Consider the following 15,546-nt stretch of genomic DNA (forward strand, 5'->3'; position numbering starts at 1 on the left):
TATTACTACTAATTAATATTATTTAAAAAAAATATAATAAAATACATAACAGATTTATGTGGAAAAATTTTAAACTCAATAAATTTTTACTTCTAATTCCATTGACAAGTCTAATGTTTTGTTTCAACTCGCCTAAGAATGATGATGAAAAGATGCAGACGATAATGGTGAGCGTAAAGAATACACTTTCTTATTTGCATTATAGCCCAAAACCCATCAATGATGCTTATTCAAAAGATGTTTATAAGCATTATTTTGAAATGGTAGATCCTGGAAAAAGATATTTTCTTCAATCGGATATGGATGAATTCGGCAAACATGAAACAAAGCTGGATGATTATCTGAACCTTGGAGATTTAACATTTTATAAACTTACTATCGATAGGTTATACCAAAGAGTAGATGAAATTGATAAGATTACCCAGGACATTTTCAGTAAGCCTATCAACCTGGAGGAAGATGAGACCCTTACTCTGGAACCAAAACTAAAAAAAATCCCGGGCAACAAGCAAGAGCAGTATAATGAATGGAGAAAATTCATAAAATATAATATCCTTCAGGAGATTGAATCTATGAATAGTAAAGAGCAGGCTCAAAAAGAAAAAAAGGACTCTGTACAAAAATTCAATCTAAAGGATACAATTAAGCTTCAGATCCTTACTCCCGATCAAAAAAGAGTAAAAGCTACAGATGAAGTAAAAGACCTTGTGAAAGAGACATTCACAAGATTTAAAAAGAGAAAAAAGATGGATTGGTTCACGGTGTATATGAATGCATATACGGAGGTTTTTGATCCACATACCAACTATTATTCTCCAAAAGATAAAGAAGATTTCGATACACAGTTTACTGGAAAAGTAATTGGTATTGGAGCCATTATTCAGGAGAAAAAAGGGAATCTTTATCTGGGTGCTTTAACGATTGGAGCTCCGGCATGGAAATCGAAGCAGCTTTCAGAAGGTGATAAGATCCTGAAAGTAAAGTCTAAACCGAAAGAAGATGCAGTAAACGTAGTAGGAATGCTTTCTGATGAGGCGGTAAGATTGATCAGAGGCGAAAAAGGAACTCCTGTAACACTTACGGTTCAGAAAAAAGATGGTACAACTAAAGAGGTTACCATGATCCGTGAAGAAGTAGCTATTGAAGATACTTTTGCAAAAAGTGTAGTTGTAAACTCTCCAAACGGAAAGAAATATGGTTTCATCAATTTACCAAGCTTTAACGCTGATTTTGAAGATTCTAAAGGTAGAAACGCTTCAGATGATATCAAAAATGAGATTATTAAATTAAAGGCTCAGAATATTGAAGGGATTGTTCTAGATCTAAGAAATAATGGGGGTGGATCATTAACGGAAGTTGGTGATATTATGGGACTTTTCATGAATGCCGGACCTTATGTTCAGGTAAAAGATGGAAACGGTAAAATCCAGACCTTAAAGAATAAAAATGAAACTCCAATCTGGACAGGGCCGTTAGTAATTATGCAAAATGAACTTTCAGCTTCAGCTTCAGAGATTTTAGCTGGAGTAATGCAAGATTACGGAAGAGCAGTGATTGTGGGTGCTCCACAATCTTTCGGAAAAGGAACTGTACAGACTTTTGTAGATCTGAACAGATTCTTAAATACAGAGGATGATTTCGGATCATTAAAGCTAACCATTCAAAAGTTTTATAGAATTACTGGAGAATCTAATCAGAGAAAAGGAATTGTTTCAGATATTCAGATGAAAGATTTCTTTACGTATGCTGAAATAGGAGAGCGATATGACGACTTTGCGCTGGCTTGGGATAAGATTCCAAGTGCACAGTTCCAAAAATTAAACTATTTTGATGTTAAAGCATTGGAAAAAGCAAGTAATGATAGAATGGCTAAAAACTCAAACTATCAATTGTTATTGGAATCTGCTCAATGGAGAGAGAAATTGGATAAAGAAGAAACAATTACATTAAATATTACGAAGTTCAATGAAGTTATGAAGCAGAGAAAAGCTCAGATTGAGAAGTTCAAAGCGCTGACTAAATTTATGAATGGACTTCAGTTTACAATGTATCCAAATGAAGTTGAACGTGAGAAGAAAGATGAAGCATTTAAGAAGAAGTCTGAAATGTGGATTAAAAATCTTAAAAAAGATGTATACCTACAGGAAGCAATGAACATTATTGCAGACATGAGTGTAAAATCATAATCTAAAATACCCGGCCTGAAAGGCCGGGTATTTTTTAAGGCTTATAAAAAATAAATTAAATAAAAGCGGGAATTTATATTCCCGCTTTTATTTTTAAAACTGTTTAGTACTAAACAGTCATTTTTTTAATGATTAGATGTGCAAGTATTACTTGATCTCTACACATCCCACTCGTCCACCGGCATTTCCTGTTGGCTGAGTATGAAAGTCATCTGCAGCAGCATGTACAATAAGCCCTTTTCCAATGATATTCTTAGACTCATCGGTACATCCAAGACACCATTTATTGGTTTTGAAAGTTAATGTTGCAGTTCCTGTCTGATCAGCAACCAGGTTACCGATATCTCCCATATGGAAATGTTCAGCACCCCATTTACCATGGTCATCTTTTGCCGGATTCCAGTGTCCTCCAGTAGAAGTCCCATCAGCAGCAGAACAATCTCCTTTTTCGTGGATGTGTACTGCGTGGATTCCCGGAGTTAAATTCGTTACATCCAGTTTCATGATAACTTCATCTCCTTTCTGAGTAAACTTAGCCGTTCCTCCAGTCTGTGTTCCGCTTTTAGCGTTGACCATGTACGTATTTGTTGTTCCACAAGAAACAGCAAATAGGGCAAATCCTGTTAATAATACTAATTTTTGTAGTTTCATTTTAAAATGATTTAAAGTGATTTTTTATGATTACCTAAATTTAGAAATAATTTTCTAAAACACTTTATGATTCTGATCTGTTTTCGAAAATCCGCAATAAAAGACAAATCTGCTCTATTTAATCTTGTTATTTTTGTGAATAAAAACAATAATTGGAAGAATATAAAAAAAGGATTATTAAAATAATTCAATATATAGAACAGCATCTTGACACGGATCTCAGTCTGGAGAAAGTTGCAGAGATCAGCGCATACTCTCCCTTCCATTTTCACCGGGTTTTTAAGCTTATTACCGGAGAAACTCTTCAGAATTATACCATAAGAAAGAGGATAGAAAAAAGTGCCTTATATCTTGCCATGAGAAAGAGAGTGGATATAAAGGAAATATATTTAGAATTGGGATTTGACAATCATTCGGGTTTTAATAAAGCCTTTAAAAAATATTACGGAAAGTCCCCTTCTGAATTTCGTAAATCTGCTCCTGAAAATTTTCACAAGATCTTAAAAATTGAAAGCAAGAATGGACAAGTTGATGCCGTTTTTCACCAATATATTTGTAATGTAGAAAACCTATTAAAATGGAGAACAATGAATTTAGAAATTAAAGTCGCAGATCTGGAAGAGATGCATCTTGCGTCTGTAATGAGCCTTGGTATTGAAAATGTAGAATCGTCTTATGATGTCTTGATCAATTGGGCTAAAAAGAAACACTTATTTCCCCGGGATCATGTAAAAATGATTTCTGTGTATCACGACAGCTTCAAAACGACATCTCCGGATAAGGTACGAATTCATGCCGGGATGCTTGTCGAAGATAAGCTGGAAGCCCAGGATGGGGAGATTTTTCCAGAGATCCTTGAGGCGGGAAAATTTATCATTGGTAGTGGAGAGGTGACTCTTGATGATTTTGAGCAATGCTGGGTATCTTTATTCTTATGGATGAATGAAAACCATTATACAACCAGAAAAGCTTTCCCATTTGAGATCTACCATTCCAACTTTAAAGAACATCCGGAAGGAAAAATGTTGGTTGATTTTTGTATTCCAATACATTAATTTCCGGTTCAGTATTCAAACTATACCTTTCAGTAATATTTTTTTAACAGGAAGGTATTTTCAATAGTATTTTTGAATCGAAAATTAACAACCATGAAAATGCAGACACAAAAATTATTATTTCTAATTGCCTTTCTATCATTCTTTTTAAGTTACACTCAAGTAAAAATTACAGGGAAGGTAACCTTTAGAAATAAGGGGGTTAGTGATATCAACGTCACATTGAAAGGAACTTACGACGGTGCTACAACAGATGCTAAAGGTAATTTCTCTTTTGAAACCACTGAAAAAGGGGATCATATACTTACTTTTACCCATCCAAAATATAACGATGTTGAAAAGCCGATTGTCATTGGAAATCAAGACATAGCTGTAGATGCGGAACTGAAAGAGCAGATCAACGAAATTGACGCGGTGGTGATTTCTGCAGGATCGATAGAAGCTAGTGATAAAAAAAGAGCGACCGCATTATTGACACCGATTGATATCTACACAACAGCAGGAGCAGATGGACAGATTTCTTCAGCATTGAATTATCTTCCAGGAGTGCAGAAAGTAGGAGAAACGGAAGGTTTATTTATCAGAGGTGGTACTGGAACAGAATCTAAGATCTTTATGGATGGAAGCCTTATCAATAATTATTTCTCCAGTTCAGTTCCGGGAATTGCAGGAAGGGACCGATTCAATACTTCTCTTTTTAAAGGAAATGTATTTTCCAGTGGTGGATATTCAGCTTTATATGGGCAGGCTCTTTCAGGAGCGTTAATGCTTGAGAGTGTTGATTTACCTGATCAGAGCTCTTATGATTTTGGCATTTCTCCAATCTTTCTAAGTGGTGGGTTTCAAAAATTAAGCGATGATAAAAATCACTCGTATGGTGCTACTTTAGGATATTCTCTTTTAAGTCTTATGTCTAATGTTCTCAATTTCAATACTGATTTTATTGATGCACCGCAAGGTCTAAATGGAGATGCTAATTTTCGGATTAAAACAAAATCCGGAGGATTTTTTAAGTATTACGGAATGTATGACACGAATAAAATGGGAGTGAGGACAGAAAGCTTAGAGCCAGATTATGATTTTGCTCTCGTAAGATTGAAAGGAAAAAACACTTACCATAATCTTTCTTTTAAACAAAAGTTCGGAAAGTATCTGTTAAATACAGGAGCTTCCTATTCATACAACAGATCAGATCTTAATTTCTCAACAGAAAAAAGCGAGGTAGAATCCGATAAGACACAGCTTTTGACTACCGGAAATTACATCAATTTTAAAGCTGTTTTGGAAAGAAAGATCAATAAAATAAGTGCAGTGCGTGGCGGCGTTGAATTAAATAATGCCGATGAAAAGCTAAATTTTGAAGAGGTAAACAAGCATTATCAGGATTTTATCTCTTCTGTTTTTGCTGAAACAGATTTAGGATTTAGCAATCAGTTTTCAGCGAAGATAGGAGTACGGGCTGAAAATTCTTCTTTCTTAAATAAAAGCAATATTGCTCCTCGTTTAGCCTTAGCTTATCGTTTAGCTCAAAACTGGACCACTTCTTTCGCATATGGCCTTTTCTATCAAAACCCCGAAAGCAAATATATTAATGGGCCTGCCAATTTGGATTTTCAAAAATCACAGCATTACATTCTCCAGGTTCAAAGAACATCAGAGGGAAGGAGTTTGAGATTTGAAGCTTTTTATAAAAAATATGATCAGCTGATAAAAGTGAAGGATATTGCTTCAATCAATGATCAGAGCCAACCTGTTCAGACAGCCATCAATAACAATGGATATGGCTATGCAAAAGGATTGGAATTGTTTTGGCGGGACAAAAAAACATTTGAAAATATTGATTACTGGATCAGTTATTCATTTTTGGATTCTAAAAGGGATTTTATGAATTATCCTGTTAGCTTAAAGCCTAATTTTGCATCAGAGCATACCCTATCAGCGGTTGCCAAGAGATTTATTCCTGAGTGGAAATTAGGGGTTAATCTTTCTTACACCTATGCAAAAGGCCGTCCTTATTATGATATTGCAACGAAAGACGTAAACGGAAACATTGTAAGTTTTACGAGAAATGAAGGAAGGTTGAAAGATTATAATGCTCTCAATTTGAGCTTTAATTATCTTCCCAATCTTGGAAAAAAAGAGGCAAAGATGTTTACTGTTTTCGTGTTGAGTATTTCCAATATACTGGGAACAAAAAATGTATATGGATACAATTTTTCACAAGATGGATCCAGAAGCTCTACAGTGGTTCCTCCAGTAAATACATTTGTCTTTGTTGGAGCATTTATCAGCTTCGGAGTTGATAAGACACAAGATGCAATCAATAATAATTTATAATAAAATAAAAGACTGTATTTTTAATCACGTGATGACATACATGAAATACATATCTTTCTATACAATAAAACGAACTCTAAAAAAATAAAAAACAATGAAAAAGTATCTATTAAGTTTTGCTTTAGCTTTTATGAGCTTAACCGCTTTTGCTCAGGCCGATTATGAAAAAATAATGTCTGAAAAAATCGCAAAGATCGAAACCTGTAAGACAGCAGAGGACTTCCAAACCTTAGCAAACGATTTTGAGAGAATAGGAAGTAAAGAAAGTGGAAAATGGCTTCCAAGTTACTATACGGCATTTTCTTATATCCAAAAAGGGAGAGTGATGATGAGAGAAGGGAAAACCCAGGATCTGGATGAGGTAGCTAATCAGGCTGAAAAACATTTGGCTACAGCACAAAATCTTGCAGGAGCAGATAATGCGGAAATTCATCTCCTTAGAAAAATGGCATATTCTTTAAGAATGATGGTAAATCCACAACAGAGATATATGACTGACGGAATGAAAGCTATAGAAGAGCTTAAAATAGCAGAAAAGTTGGATCCAAACAATCCAAGAATTGCTCTGATTAAAGCCGAAGACCTCTACTTTACTCCAGAACAATATGGGGGAAGTAAAACAAAAGGGATTGAAATGTTTAAAAAGACATTGGACCAATATAATACCTACAAGCCAAAAACGGCAATGGATCCAAATTGGGGGAAAGGAGAGGCAGAATATTTTATCAGTCAGCCAGTAAAATAGCATTAAAATATAAGATCAATAAAAGTCTTCCTCAACAGGAAGACTTTTATTTTGCCTTTCAGAACATTAAATTGACGGTTCGGTGAAAAATAATTTTTGGTACATTTAATATCAACTAATTTTGAACCAAGAAAAAAACTCATGAAACGTAAAAGTCTTATCGTATTACTTTGGGTATCCATTGGAACCGCATTATTTTTCTTTTTGTTCTTTACAAAAGAAAAGACGATAGATAATTTTATGCTTTCCTTTCTTATTTCCACCATGTATTCTTTTCTTTTGGGGATGGGAAATGGGCTAATAAACGACTATCTAAATAAAAAGATTCCGTGGTCAGAGGCAACTACTAAAAGAGCCATCTTAAGTATTGTTTCAATTCTTATAGCTAACATTATCTTGGTCTACATCTGCAACTATATCAATTTTGTTATTTTTCAGAAAGCAGCCACTCCGGAGGAATTTTTTTCAGGGAAGTATAATTTTACCAACTGGTTTATGGTGAATATTGCCCTGCTTATTTCTGCCTTTCTCCATGCTAGAGGATTTATGGAAGAGCTCAAAAAGACCTCTAAGAAAGAGGTAGTAGAGCAGAAATTAATTGCAACATCTGCAAATGCACAGTTTGAGACGCTTAAAAATCAGCTGGATCCACACTTTCTTTTTAATTCCTTAAATGTTTTAAGCTCTTTAATTGATGAAAACCCAAAACAGGCTCAGAAGTTTACGGCTTCAATGTCAAAGATTTATCGTTATGTTTTAGAACAAAAAGATAAAGAACTGGTGACCGTAGAAGATGAAATAGAATTTGCAAAAACCTATTGCGATTTATTAAAAACGAGATTCGAGGATAGTGTAGACTTTATTTTTGATGTACGAAAAGAAGATTACAGAAGATATGTAGTTCCGCTTTCTTTGCAGCTGCTTTTGGAAAACTGTATCAAACATAATTTTGCAACATCTTCAAAACCTTTGGTTATTAAAGTATTTTCAGAAAATGACACTTTATGTATTGAAAACAATCTCCAGGAAAGAGAACAGATCAAGGAAAGTGCGGGAATTGGATTAGCGAATATTGTTCAGCGCTATTCTCTGCTTACTAAGAGAAATGTTTTTATTGAAAAATCCGAAGATTATTTTAAAGTGAAACTTCCGGTTTTATCAGATAAGCCAACGGTTGTCGGTTTGAAAAAAGAAGATCAGGATAAAGCATACAAAAGAGCACGAAAGAGGGTAAAAGAAATTAAGGGATTTTATGCCAATCTTATTTCTTATTGCATTATTATTCCCTTTTTAATTTTTATTAATATTTATACCCAAAACAAATATCACTGGTTTTGGTGGCCACTGTTAGGATGGGGTATTGGAGTTGCTTCACATGCTTTTCAGGTTTTTGGAGTTGGAGAACCTTGGCAGGAAAGGAAAATTCAGGAAATCATGAATAAACAAAAAAACAGAGACAATGGAAACATTTGACGAAAATGATATTCAATATCAGCAAGCCAAAAGAAAGATAGATAGACTGAGAGGATTTTACGGACACTTATTCTCCTATATTGCTGTAAACATTATGATTGCTTACTTTAATTACACGAATTTAAAACCAGGAGAAAGCTATTTTGAGTTTAAAAATTTCTTTACTGCAACATTCTGGGGCATTGGACTTCTTGCACATGCGCTGGTTGTATTTTTACCTAGTTTTAATTTTATGAGAAAATGGGAAGAAAGAAAAATTAAAGAACTAATGGACAAAAATAAAGAATGAAGGCAAGGGTGCTACAAAGTTAAACCGCCAAATGGCTAATGGCAAAACAGTTCATCATAGAGATTTACTACTTCGCAATATTATTCCAAAATCTAAAACAATAACAATGAATCTACAAATCTTATTTTATGTTTCTATGGGAGTTTGGTTTTTAAGTGAAATTATTTACAAACAAAAACTGAAATCTGCAGATCAAGATCAGAAAAAAGATAGATCTACACTCAATATCCTTTGGTTGGTGATTATAGTATCAATTGCAAGTGCGGTTACTGTTTCGAATATATCCAGTTTCCCGATCTCTAATTCAGCATGGATTCTGTATTTAGGGGTGGCGCTTATTCTAATCGGAATTATTTTCAGATTAATTATAATAAGATCTCTGGGAAAATATTTTACAGTTGATATCACAATAAAAGATGACCATAAAATTAAAAAAGAAGGGTTTTACAATTATCTTAGACATCCTTCTTATAGTTTCTCACTATTAACTTTTCTGGGGCTTGGTTTATATTTAAATAATTGGTTTTCTCTGGCTTTAGCATTTATTCCGCCATTCTTGGCATTCAGTTATAGAATTAAAATTGAAGAACAGGCTCTTGTAGAGCAATTTGGAGATGAATATATTCAATACCGAAAAATGACCAAGAAGTTAATTCCTTTTATTTATTAATTTAAAAAAGAATGACATATGATGTAATCAATAAAAGAAATTACACAAAATAAAAATCCCGGCCACAATTGAGTCGGGATTTTTGCAACTCAGAACTCAAATTCTACAGTTCAGTAAGATATAGTTGATTTGAGAGTGGTATTCGACATACATTTGATTCAAGAAAAAAATATAAATCAAAATTCATTACTATGGAAACACTATCATTCAACAAAGAAAACCGCGCTTACGAAAAAGCAGCAAAGAGAGTAAAAGAATTAAAAGGGTTTTATGGAAATCTGACGTCTTATTGTCTTATCATTCCTTTTTTACTGGCTTTAAATCTTTTAACATCACCTACTCATTTATGGTTTTATTGGCCAATGTTAGGATGGGGAATGGGACTTGTAGCTCATGGAATAAATGTTTTCGGAATCGGAAAAGACTGGGAAGAAAATAAAATAAAAGAACTGATGGAAGCAGATAAAAGAAATCATGGAAAAACACTTTAATACAATGGATTATAATCAGGCATACGAGCGGGTAAAACGATTGAAAAGTTTTTATAAAAGTCTTACATGGTATGGTATTATTGCGGGGATATTATTTTTCAACGATTATTTTGAAAATGGAAAAATTGATTTTTCATTCTATCACGGATCAATCCTGTTGCTAATCTGGGGAATAATATTATTCATTAAAGGGGTTAAATTATTTATCTTTGATTCAACCTGGGAACAAAGAATTCTGAATAAGGAATTAGAAAAAAGCAAATCGAAATTATAAGTCAGAATCAAATCCTTTTATATAATTTTAATTCCAGGATTTTAAAAACTAAAACCACTATTCTATGATCAAAACTGTCATTATTGAGGATGAAAAACCGGCTTCAAGGAAGTTAGAGCGGATGTTAAGTATATTCCCTGAAATAGAGGTTATTGCAAAAATTGAATCCGTAGAAGAAGGTATTGCTTGGTTTTCTGAAAATGAACATCCTCAGTTGATATTTTCGGACATTGTTCTCGGTGATGGATTGTCCTTTGATATTTTTGAAAAAGTTCCTTCAAAAGGATTTATGATCTACACAACTGCCTTTGATCAATATACACTAAAAGCCTTTAAACTAAATAGTATAGATTATTTATTAAAACCGATTTTAGAAGAGGATCTGGCTGGAGCGATAGAAAAATTTAAATCATTTCTTCCTTCAGATAACTCAGTTACTTCACAGGATATTAAGCAGTTAATTAAAAAAGATAAATCAACTCTTTCCAGGATCTTAGTAAAAATAGGATATAATTTGAAGATTGTTCAAACCCATGAAATAAGCTGTTTCTACAGTGAAAATAAGATTGTTTATTTACAGACCCAGGAAAGAAACTATCCTTCAGATTTTACATTGGATGAATTGGAAGATACTTTGGATGAGAAAAAGTTTTTCAGAGTAAACAGACAATTTATCATCAATTCAGATTATATTAAGAATATTCATACATCGCCAAATTATAAGGTTGAAATGGAATTTCAGCCAAAAGAAGAGATTACAGTCAGCAGGGATCGCGTTAAAGATTTTAAAGACTGGTTGGTAAGTTAATTACTTGTAATCTATTCGGTTAGATTCAGTGTCTTCAAGTTGTTTGATGATAGAAGTAGGAATCTCATCGCTATCAATTGGGAAGCTGATGGAATCGGGAAGGAAATTTTTACGATCTGCTTTTTGGAAAATTTCGAATAGAGCAATAGGCTCTTGATTAAAACTAATACATGTACTTATAAAATGCAATTCATGGAGTTTATATTCTGGATTCTTGAGTTTTTCATTGATATCTTTTATCCTTGAAATAAAGTGTCTTTGTCTGATAAAAGTATTGCTGTTCATGATAATGAATACATAATCGGAATATGCAGTAACCTTTCCGAAATACTTGTGATGATCCCCTCCGCTTCTTTCAATGAAGTACTCTCCAGATGTTTCAGATTTATAGATTTCCATGGCTGAACGCCATATTCTATCTTCTTTAGTTTGTAAGGGATTATCGGGAAGATTTCTGTTATAGGAATACCAACAGCCGACAAGCCGGTCTAAAAGAATTACGTTTTGTTTAGCATTGTTCATCTCGATCCTAAGATCATTGAAATTAAATACTTCTGTATTGGAATTAATGAAATCAATGTAATTAGAATATCCTAAAGCTCTTACAATAAGACTTAGCTTCGCCAGATTAGGTTTACTGATACTGGCACCGCTATTTTGATTGTACTTCTTTAGTTTGTTGATTATCAGATGTTCATAAAGATAATTTGATCCTAAGATATCAGTTTTTACTTTGATGTTCCGCTCTGAATGGTTGCTGGAAATGAGCTCATTAAGTTCATCGACAATGTAGGACCATTCCGTTTTAGTAACGTCTTCCCAATTGTTCTTCTTTAAAAAGTGCATGCTAAGAAAATTCATCAATTTCTCAAGATGACTAATATCTTCTTTTCTCATAAGACTAATTTAAGATTTTTTTACAACCAAAAGAGATTGTTGTAAGACTTTTATATTTTTTAATCCTCTGAAATTTGAGTAGAAATTAAAAGTTTAAACAATGGAAACGACAATCATTATAAAAGAAGATTCCCTATGGAATAGGATTAGCGAGTTTTCACTAGATGCTGCGGAAGCTAGCTTTCCCTTTTCAAGGAAATTAGCAAAAGAAGAAAATTGGACCTTAGATTTTACCCAAAAAGCCATAGAAGAGTATAAAAAATTTGTTTATCTGTGTTGTATTTTGCCCAATGGGGCTTCGCCAAGTGAAATAATTGATAAAGTATGGCATATGCACCTTATTTACACACAAAATTATTGGGAAGACTTTTGTCCGAATATCTTAAAAAGAAAGCTTCATCATCATCCTTCCAAAGGAGGCTATACTGAAAAATTAAAACACGATGATTGGTTTAATGGTACCTTAAAATATTACAGGGAAATATTTCAATATGAGGCTCCTGAGGACATCTGGAAAAATCACGATAATATAAATTCTAAAAAACACTGGATTAAAAGGCTGTACCTGTCTCTTTTACTTCTAACTCCATTTTTGTTTTCCTCCTGTTTAGGGCAGGTTATCAGTGTTTTAAGTCCTATTATTCTAACAATAATTGCAGTATTGGGATTTGGATATTTAATTTTCTTACTTCAGGATAATGGTAAAAACAATCGCTCGACCAATGATGGCGGGGGTGGTTCAAGTTGTGGTGGAAACAGTTGCAGTGGAGGAGGAGACGGAGGCGGTTGTGGAGGCGGATGTGGAGGATGTGGTGGTTGTGGAGGCGGGTAAAATGCAATCGTTGTGTCATGAAAAAGTTACTATTTAACTCAGCGTCAAGTATAGTTGGTATGATCTGGCTTCTCTTTGAACATCAGACTTTTAATCCTATTTCTTTAAAAGGTTCCGAGTTTCTGAAGTTTTATTTAATTGTTTTATTAGGATTTTATGCCTCAATGATTATTCAAAAATTATCTGGGAGTAAAATTCCGAAATCAACATTTTATTTTCTGATTTTCATTTTGTTTTTAGGAGTGGTAGAATTGATCAAAGGTTTGGTTTTAGCAAAACCTGTAGGATACCTTGTGATGCTGTTGATCACAGAATGTATTATGATCTATGGATATAATTTAAACATAAACAATAAGAAATAAGCTTATGGTAAGAACATTTACCGAAAAAGAGAAAAATATTTTATATAAAAATATTCCTTTACAGAAACAAGGACATAATGTAAGTTGGGAAACAGTTCTCTTCATCATTTTGAATATCATCCTTTTTACATTTAGCCTTAAAGTGATTCTTTTTGACCATAACCCTTTTTCAGCAGAGGGCGAAGATGATTTGGCGTCCTTTTTTTATTTTTTTGTCGGTTTTATACCACTCTGTGTGATTTCTTTTTTAGTAATAGTTGCCCTGTTCATTTCTATAAGAGGACTTATAGTGTATGTGAAATATGGAAAATATGCCGTACAAAACATTTACCATGTTGCAAGAATAGAAGTTATTCAAGGAAGAAATGATGAAGATTTTATAATACAGATTTTCAATACTAAAGACGTGAAAATAGAGATAAAGGTATACCTGAAAATATATGTTGAATCATCTTTTAAAACGGATTTTCTGGAAGAGATTGAAAAATACAGAATGTCTGGTTCTCAGAATATTGATATTTCTTTTCAGAAAGTCTTACGGATAACAGAGTCTAAAAGCCCCTCTCGGATGGCTTACATCAATTCTAGTGATTTTTCTACAGATATAAAGTTGGATTCTGATCAGGAAATAGACTCTTTTCATGATTTTTTGAAAACAAAGTACGATCTCATTTATAGCCTGAGAACGAAGGAATTACTTTTTATAAGTTTTTCAGGGGAGTCTATAGAAAAGCAAATCGATATAATTGTGAAAGATGTTGAAAATAAAATTGTCTACTATGTTGATTTTGAATAATTTAAAATGAGAAGACTAACTTTATAACGATGTCTTGTAATCATATAAAAAAGGCCTGAAATATTTCAGACCTTATTATTATTCATTACTCAGATTCATTCTCTGACTGTTTATTTGAGTCGTATTTCTCTACCATAATGTAAGTCATCATAATTAAGAGGAGACTTAGTATAAGATGTGATCTTTCCGGATTTACAATAGCTTGATAGATATTATAGCCTAAAACGGAAGATACCACAGCAATTAATATTTGATTTGTAATAGTGTACTGGTTTTTTAAAGAAGTTTTCATAGTGATTGATTTTGTTAATATTTACAGAGTAAGTATCATTTCTGAAAATATGTTACAAAAATTATTAGTTTAAAAACTAAGCAATAACTCCACTTCCTAAAAGTTCATCACCAATATACCAGGAAGCAAACTGTCCTTCAGCAATTGCAGATTGAGGCTCCTCAAATTCCATGTAAAATGCATTTTCAAATTGATAGATAATAGCTTTCTGAAGTGCCTGTCTGTAACGGAACCTAGCCATTACTTCCATGCTTTCTCCGTTCTTCAGTTTTAGATCCTCGCGAACCCAATGAAGTTCAGAATTATCAACCTTTAGAGCTTTTTTATGCAACCCTGGGAAACTATGTCCTTCTCCTACAAAGATGATATTGTTTTCCATATCTCTGGACACGATAAAACAACTTTCTTTATGCCCACCTATTCCTAAGCCTTTGCTTTGTCCGATCGTGAAAAATTGAGCACCTTGATGCTTTCCAATTACTTTTCCATCAGATTTTTTATAGTTGATCTTTTGAGCTAAGTAGTCTAATTCTTCTTCTTTAGAAGAAAACCCGGGTTTTTCTTGTGAGAATAAAGGAGAATCACTGAAAATTTCCACAATTTCACCCTCATTAGGCTTTAATTGTTGTTGTAAAAATTGAGGTAAACTTACTTTTCCAATAAAACATAATCCCTGAGAATCTTTTTTATCAGCAGTTACCAAACCAATTTCTTTTGCAATTTCTCTAACCTCAGGTTTTGTAAGTTCACCAATTGGGAATAATGCTTTAGATAATTGATCCTGATTCAGCTGGCAAAGAAAATAAGACTGGTCTTTATTGTTATCTTTTCCTGCTAAAAGATGAAAAATTTCTTTTCCGTTTTCATCAAAAGTTGAATTTACTCTTGCATAATGACCTGTTGCAACTTTATCAGCACCTAAAGACATTGCTGTTTTCATAAAAACATCAAACTTAACCTCCCTGTTGCATAAAACATCTGGGTTCGGAGTTCTTCCCTTTTCATACTCTGCAAACATATAGTCTACAATACGCTCCTTATAAAGTTCACTCATATCAATAACCTGGAAAGGGATTCCAAGTTTTTGAGCTACCATTAATGCATCATTACTGTCCTCTATCCAAGGGCATTCATCTTCTAGAGTTACGGATGCATCATTCCAGTTCCTCATAAACAAAGCCACTACTTCATGACCTTGCTGTTGCAGCAAATATGCTGTAACACTGGAATCTACACCTCCCGACAATCCTACAACTACTTTCATAATATTTTTGATAGAGTTTTTATCTCTATCTTAACGGGTGCAAAATTACAACAATCCTTTTCGCAAAAAAAGTTATAATTTTAAACATTGATAAAAACGATAGTATATGAAATCACGGTGTGCC

General features: G+C 33.4%; 17 protein-coding genes. 13 read left to right on the top strand and 4 right to left on the bottom strand.

Annotated features, from left to right (window positions below; genetic code table 11):
- Nucleotides 1-56: 56 nt before the first annotated feature.
- Nucleotides 57-2,186, top strand: coding sequence for a carboxy terminal-processing peptidase (locus AC3WRL_RS07645; protein ID WP_214829986.1), 2,130 nt, complete (start codon nucleotides 57-59; stop codon nucleotides 2,184-2,186).
- Between the two features lie 147 nt (nucleotides 2,187-2,333).
- Here AC3WRL_RS07645 and AC3WRL_RS07650 read toward each other — a convergent pair whose 3' ends face one another.
- Nucleotides 2,334-2,837: a superoxide dismutase family protein gene (locus tag AC3WRL_RS07650; protein ID WP_214829988.1), complete on the bottom strand. Its 504-nt coding sequence runs from the start codon at nucleotides 2,835-2,837 to the stop codon at nucleotides 2,334-2,336.
- Nucleotides 2,838-2,989: 152 nt separating this feature from the next.
- Between AC3WRL_RS07650 and AC3WRL_RS07655 the strand changes: the two genes are divergently transcribed.
- The 9 genes from AC3WRL_RS07655 (at nucleotide 2,990) to AC3WRL_RS07695 (ending at nucleotide 10,979) form a co-directional block, all read left to right on the top strand.
- Nucleotides 2,990-3,892: an AraC family transcriptional regulator gene (locus tag AC3WRL_RS07655; protein ID WP_214829991.1), complete on the top strand. Its 903-nt coding sequence runs from the start codon at nucleotides 2,990-2,992 to the stop codon at nucleotides 3,890-3,892.
- A gap of 99 nt (nucleotides 3,893-3,991) precedes the next feature.
- A complete protein-coding gene (locus AC3WRL_RS07660; RefSeq protein WP_353050483.1) occupies nucleotides 3,992-6,229 on the top strand; it encodes a TonB-dependent receptor in 2,238 nt (745 codons plus the stop codon).
- A 94-nt stretch (nucleotides 6,230-6,323) separates the two neighbouring features.
- Nucleotides 6,324-6,974: a hypothetical protein gene (locus AC3WRL_RS07665; RefSeq protein WP_492330047.1), complete on the top strand. Its 651-nt coding sequence runs from the start codon at nucleotides 6,324-6,326 to the stop codon at nucleotides 6,972-6,974.
- Nucleotides 6,975-7,115: 141 nt separating this feature from the next.
- Complete coding sequence (locus tag AC3WRL_RS07670; RefSeq protein ID WP_492330048.1) at nucleotides 7,116-8,447, top strand: 2TM domain-containing protein; 1,332 nt, start codon at nucleotides 7,116-7,118, stop codon at nucleotides 8,445-8,447.
- The gene (locus AC3WRL_RS07675) at nucleotides 8,434-8,736 is read left to right on the top strand and encodes a 2TM domain-containing protein (RefSeq protein WP_492330049.1); all 303 of its coding nucleotides are present in this window, start codon (nucleotides 8,434-8,436) and stop codon (nucleotides 8,734-8,736) included. Before AC3WRL_RS07670 ends, AC3WRL_RS07675 begins: the two co-directional genes overlap by 14 nt.
- A gap of 106 nt (nucleotides 8,737-8,842) precedes the next feature.
- The gene (locus tag AC3WRL_RS07680) at nucleotides 8,843-9,406 is read left to right on the top strand and encodes a methyltransferase family protein (RefSeq protein WP_214830006.1); all 564 of its coding nucleotides are present in this window, start codon (nucleotides 8,843-8,845) and stop codon (nucleotides 9,404-9,406) included.
- Nucleotides 9,407-9,597: 191 nt separating this feature from the next.
- Nucleotides 9,598-9,897 carry a 2TM domain-containing protein gene (locus tag AC3WRL_RS07685; RefSeq protein ID WP_214830009.1) on the top strand — a complete coding sequence of 100 codons (300 nt, stop codon included), beginning with the start codon at nucleotides 9,598-9,600 and terminating at the stop codon, nucleotides 9,895-9,897.
- Nucleotides 9,881-10,171 carry a 2TM domain-containing protein gene (locus tag AC3WRL_RS07690; RefSeq protein ID WP_214830012.1) on the top strand — a complete coding sequence of 97 codons (291 nt, stop codon included), beginning with the start codon at nucleotides 9,881-9,883 and terminating at the stop codon, nucleotides 10,169-10,171. The genes AC3WRL_RS07685 and AC3WRL_RS07690 overlap by 17 nt, the downstream gene beginning before the upstream one ends.
- 64 nt (nucleotides 10,172-10,235) lie before the next feature.
- On the top strand, nucleotides 10,236-10,979 hold the full coding sequence (locus AC3WRL_RS07695) for a LytR/AlgR family response regulator transcription factor (RefSeq protein ID WP_492330050.1): 744 nt from the start codon (nucleotides 10,236-10,238) through the stop codon (nucleotides 10,977-10,979).
- Here AC3WRL_RS07695 and AC3WRL_RS07700 read toward each other — a convergent pair whose 3' ends face one another.
- Nucleotides 10,980-11,876 (bottom strand): hypothetical protein, encoded by an 897-nt coding sequence (locus AC3WRL_RS07700; RefSeq protein ID WP_214830017.1) that lies wholly within the window; start codon nucleotides 11,874-11,876, stop codon nucleotides 10,980-10,982.
- 100 nt (nucleotides 11,877-11,976) lie between these two features.
- On the opposite strand from AC3WRL_RS07700, the gene AC3WRL_RS07705 reads away from it, so the two are divergent.
- The 3 genes from AC3WRL_RS07705 to AC3WRL_RS07715 are packed head-to-tail and all read left to right on the top strand — an operon-like array spanning nucleotide 11,977 to nucleotide 13,866.
- On the top strand, nucleotides 11,977-12,708 hold the full coding sequence (locus AC3WRL_RS07705; RefSeq protein WP_214830020.1) for a glycine-rich domain-containing protein: 732 nt from the start codon (nucleotides 11,977-11,979) through the stop codon (nucleotides 12,706-12,708).
- Between the two features lie 17 nt (nucleotides 12,709-12,725).
- Complete coding sequence (locus AC3WRL_RS07710; RefSeq protein ID WP_492330051.1) at nucleotides 12,726-13,070, top strand: hypothetical protein; 345 nt, start codon at nucleotides 12,726-12,728, stop codon at nucleotides 13,068-13,070.
- Between the two features lie 4 nt (nucleotides 13,071-13,074).
- Complete coding sequence (locus tag AC3WRL_RS07715) at nucleotides 13,075-13,866, top strand: hypothetical protein (protein ID WP_492330052.1); 792 nt, start codon at nucleotides 13,075-13,077, stop codon at nucleotides 13,864-13,866.
- Nucleotides 13,867-13,951: 85 nt separating this feature from the next.
- Here the strand turns inward: AC3WRL_RS07715 and AC3WRL_RS07720 are convergent, their stop codons facing one another.
- Nucleotides 13,952-14,158: a hypothetical protein gene (locus tag AC3WRL_RS07720; protein ID WP_214830029.1), complete on the bottom strand. Its 207-nt coding sequence runs from the start codon at nucleotides 14,156-14,158 to the stop codon at nucleotides 13,952-13,954.
- A gap of 76 nt (nucleotides 14,159-14,234) precedes the next feature.
- Complete coding sequence (gene mnmA, locus AC3WRL_RS07725) at nucleotides 14,235-15,422, bottom strand: tRNA 2-thiouridine(34) synthase MnmA (RefSeq protein WP_214830045.1); 1,188 nt, start codon at nucleotides 15,420-15,422, stop codon at nucleotides 14,235-14,237.
- Nucleotides 15,423-15,546 lie beyond the last annotated feature (124 nt).

Source organism: Chryseobacterium sp. FW101-FHT12H09 (assembly GCF_058790395.1).

Coding starts and splice junctions, on each gene's coding strand:
- AC3WRL_RS07645 (WP_214829986.1), top strand. CDS start 57: ATGTGGAAAAATTTTAAACTCAATAAATTTTTACTTCTAATTCCATTG.
- AC3WRL_RS07690 (WP_214830012.1), top strand. CDS start 9,881: ATGGAAAAACACTTTAATACAATGGATTATAATCAGGCATACGAGCGG.
- AC3WRL_RS07680 (WP_214830006.1), top strand. CDS start 8,843: ATGAATCTACAAATCTTATTTTATGTTTCTATGGGAGTTTGGTTTTTA.
- AC3WRL_RS07675 (WP_492330049.1), top strand. CDS start 8,434: ATGGAAACATTTGACGAAAATGATATTCAATATCAGCAAGCCAAAAGA.
- mnmA (WP_214830045.1), bottom strand. CDS start 15,422: ATGAAAGTAGTTGTAGGATTGTCGGGAGGTGTAGATTCCAGTGTTACA.
- AC3WRL_RS07710 (WP_492330051.1), top strand. CDS start 12,726: ATGAAAAAGTTACTATTTAACTCAGCGTCAAGTATAGTTGGTATGATC.
- AC3WRL_RS07650 (WP_214829988.1), bottom strand. CDS start 2,837: ATGAAACTACAAAAATTAGTATTATTAACAGGATTTGCCCTATTTGCT.
- AC3WRL_RS07685 (WP_214830009.1), top strand. CDS start 9,598: ATGGAAACACTATCATTCAACAAAGAAAACCGCGCTTACGAAAAAGCA.
- AC3WRL_RS07670 (WP_492330048.1), top strand. CDS start 7,116: ATGAAACGTAAAAGTCTTATCGTATTACTTTGGGTATCCATTGGAACC.
- AC3WRL_RS07700 (WP_214830017.1), bottom strand. CDS start 11,876: ATGAGAAAAGAAGATATTAGTCATCTTGAGAAATTGATGAATTTTCTT.
- AC3WRL_RS07660 (WP_353050483.1), top strand. CDS start 3,992: ATGCAGACACAAAAATTATTATTTCTAATTGCCTTTCTATCATTCTTT.
- AC3WRL_RS07715 (WP_492330052.1), top strand. CDS start 13,075: ATGGTAAGAACATTTACCGAAAAAGAGAAAAATATTTTATATAAAAAT.
- AC3WRL_RS07705 (WP_214830020.1), top strand. CDS start 11,977: ATGGAAACGACAATCATTATAAAAGAAGATTCCCTATGGAATAGGATT.
- AC3WRL_RS07695 (WP_492330050.1), top strand. CDS start 10,236: ATGATCAAAACTGTCATTATTGAGGATGAAAAACCGGCTTCAAGGAAG.
- AC3WRL_RS07720 (WP_214830029.1), bottom strand. CDS start 14,158: ATGAAAACTTCTTTAAAAAACCAGTACACTATTACAAATCAAATATTA.
- AC3WRL_RS07665 (WP_492330047.1), top strand. CDS start 6,324: ATGAAAAAGTATCTATTAAGTTTTGCTTTAGCTTTTATGAGCTTAACC.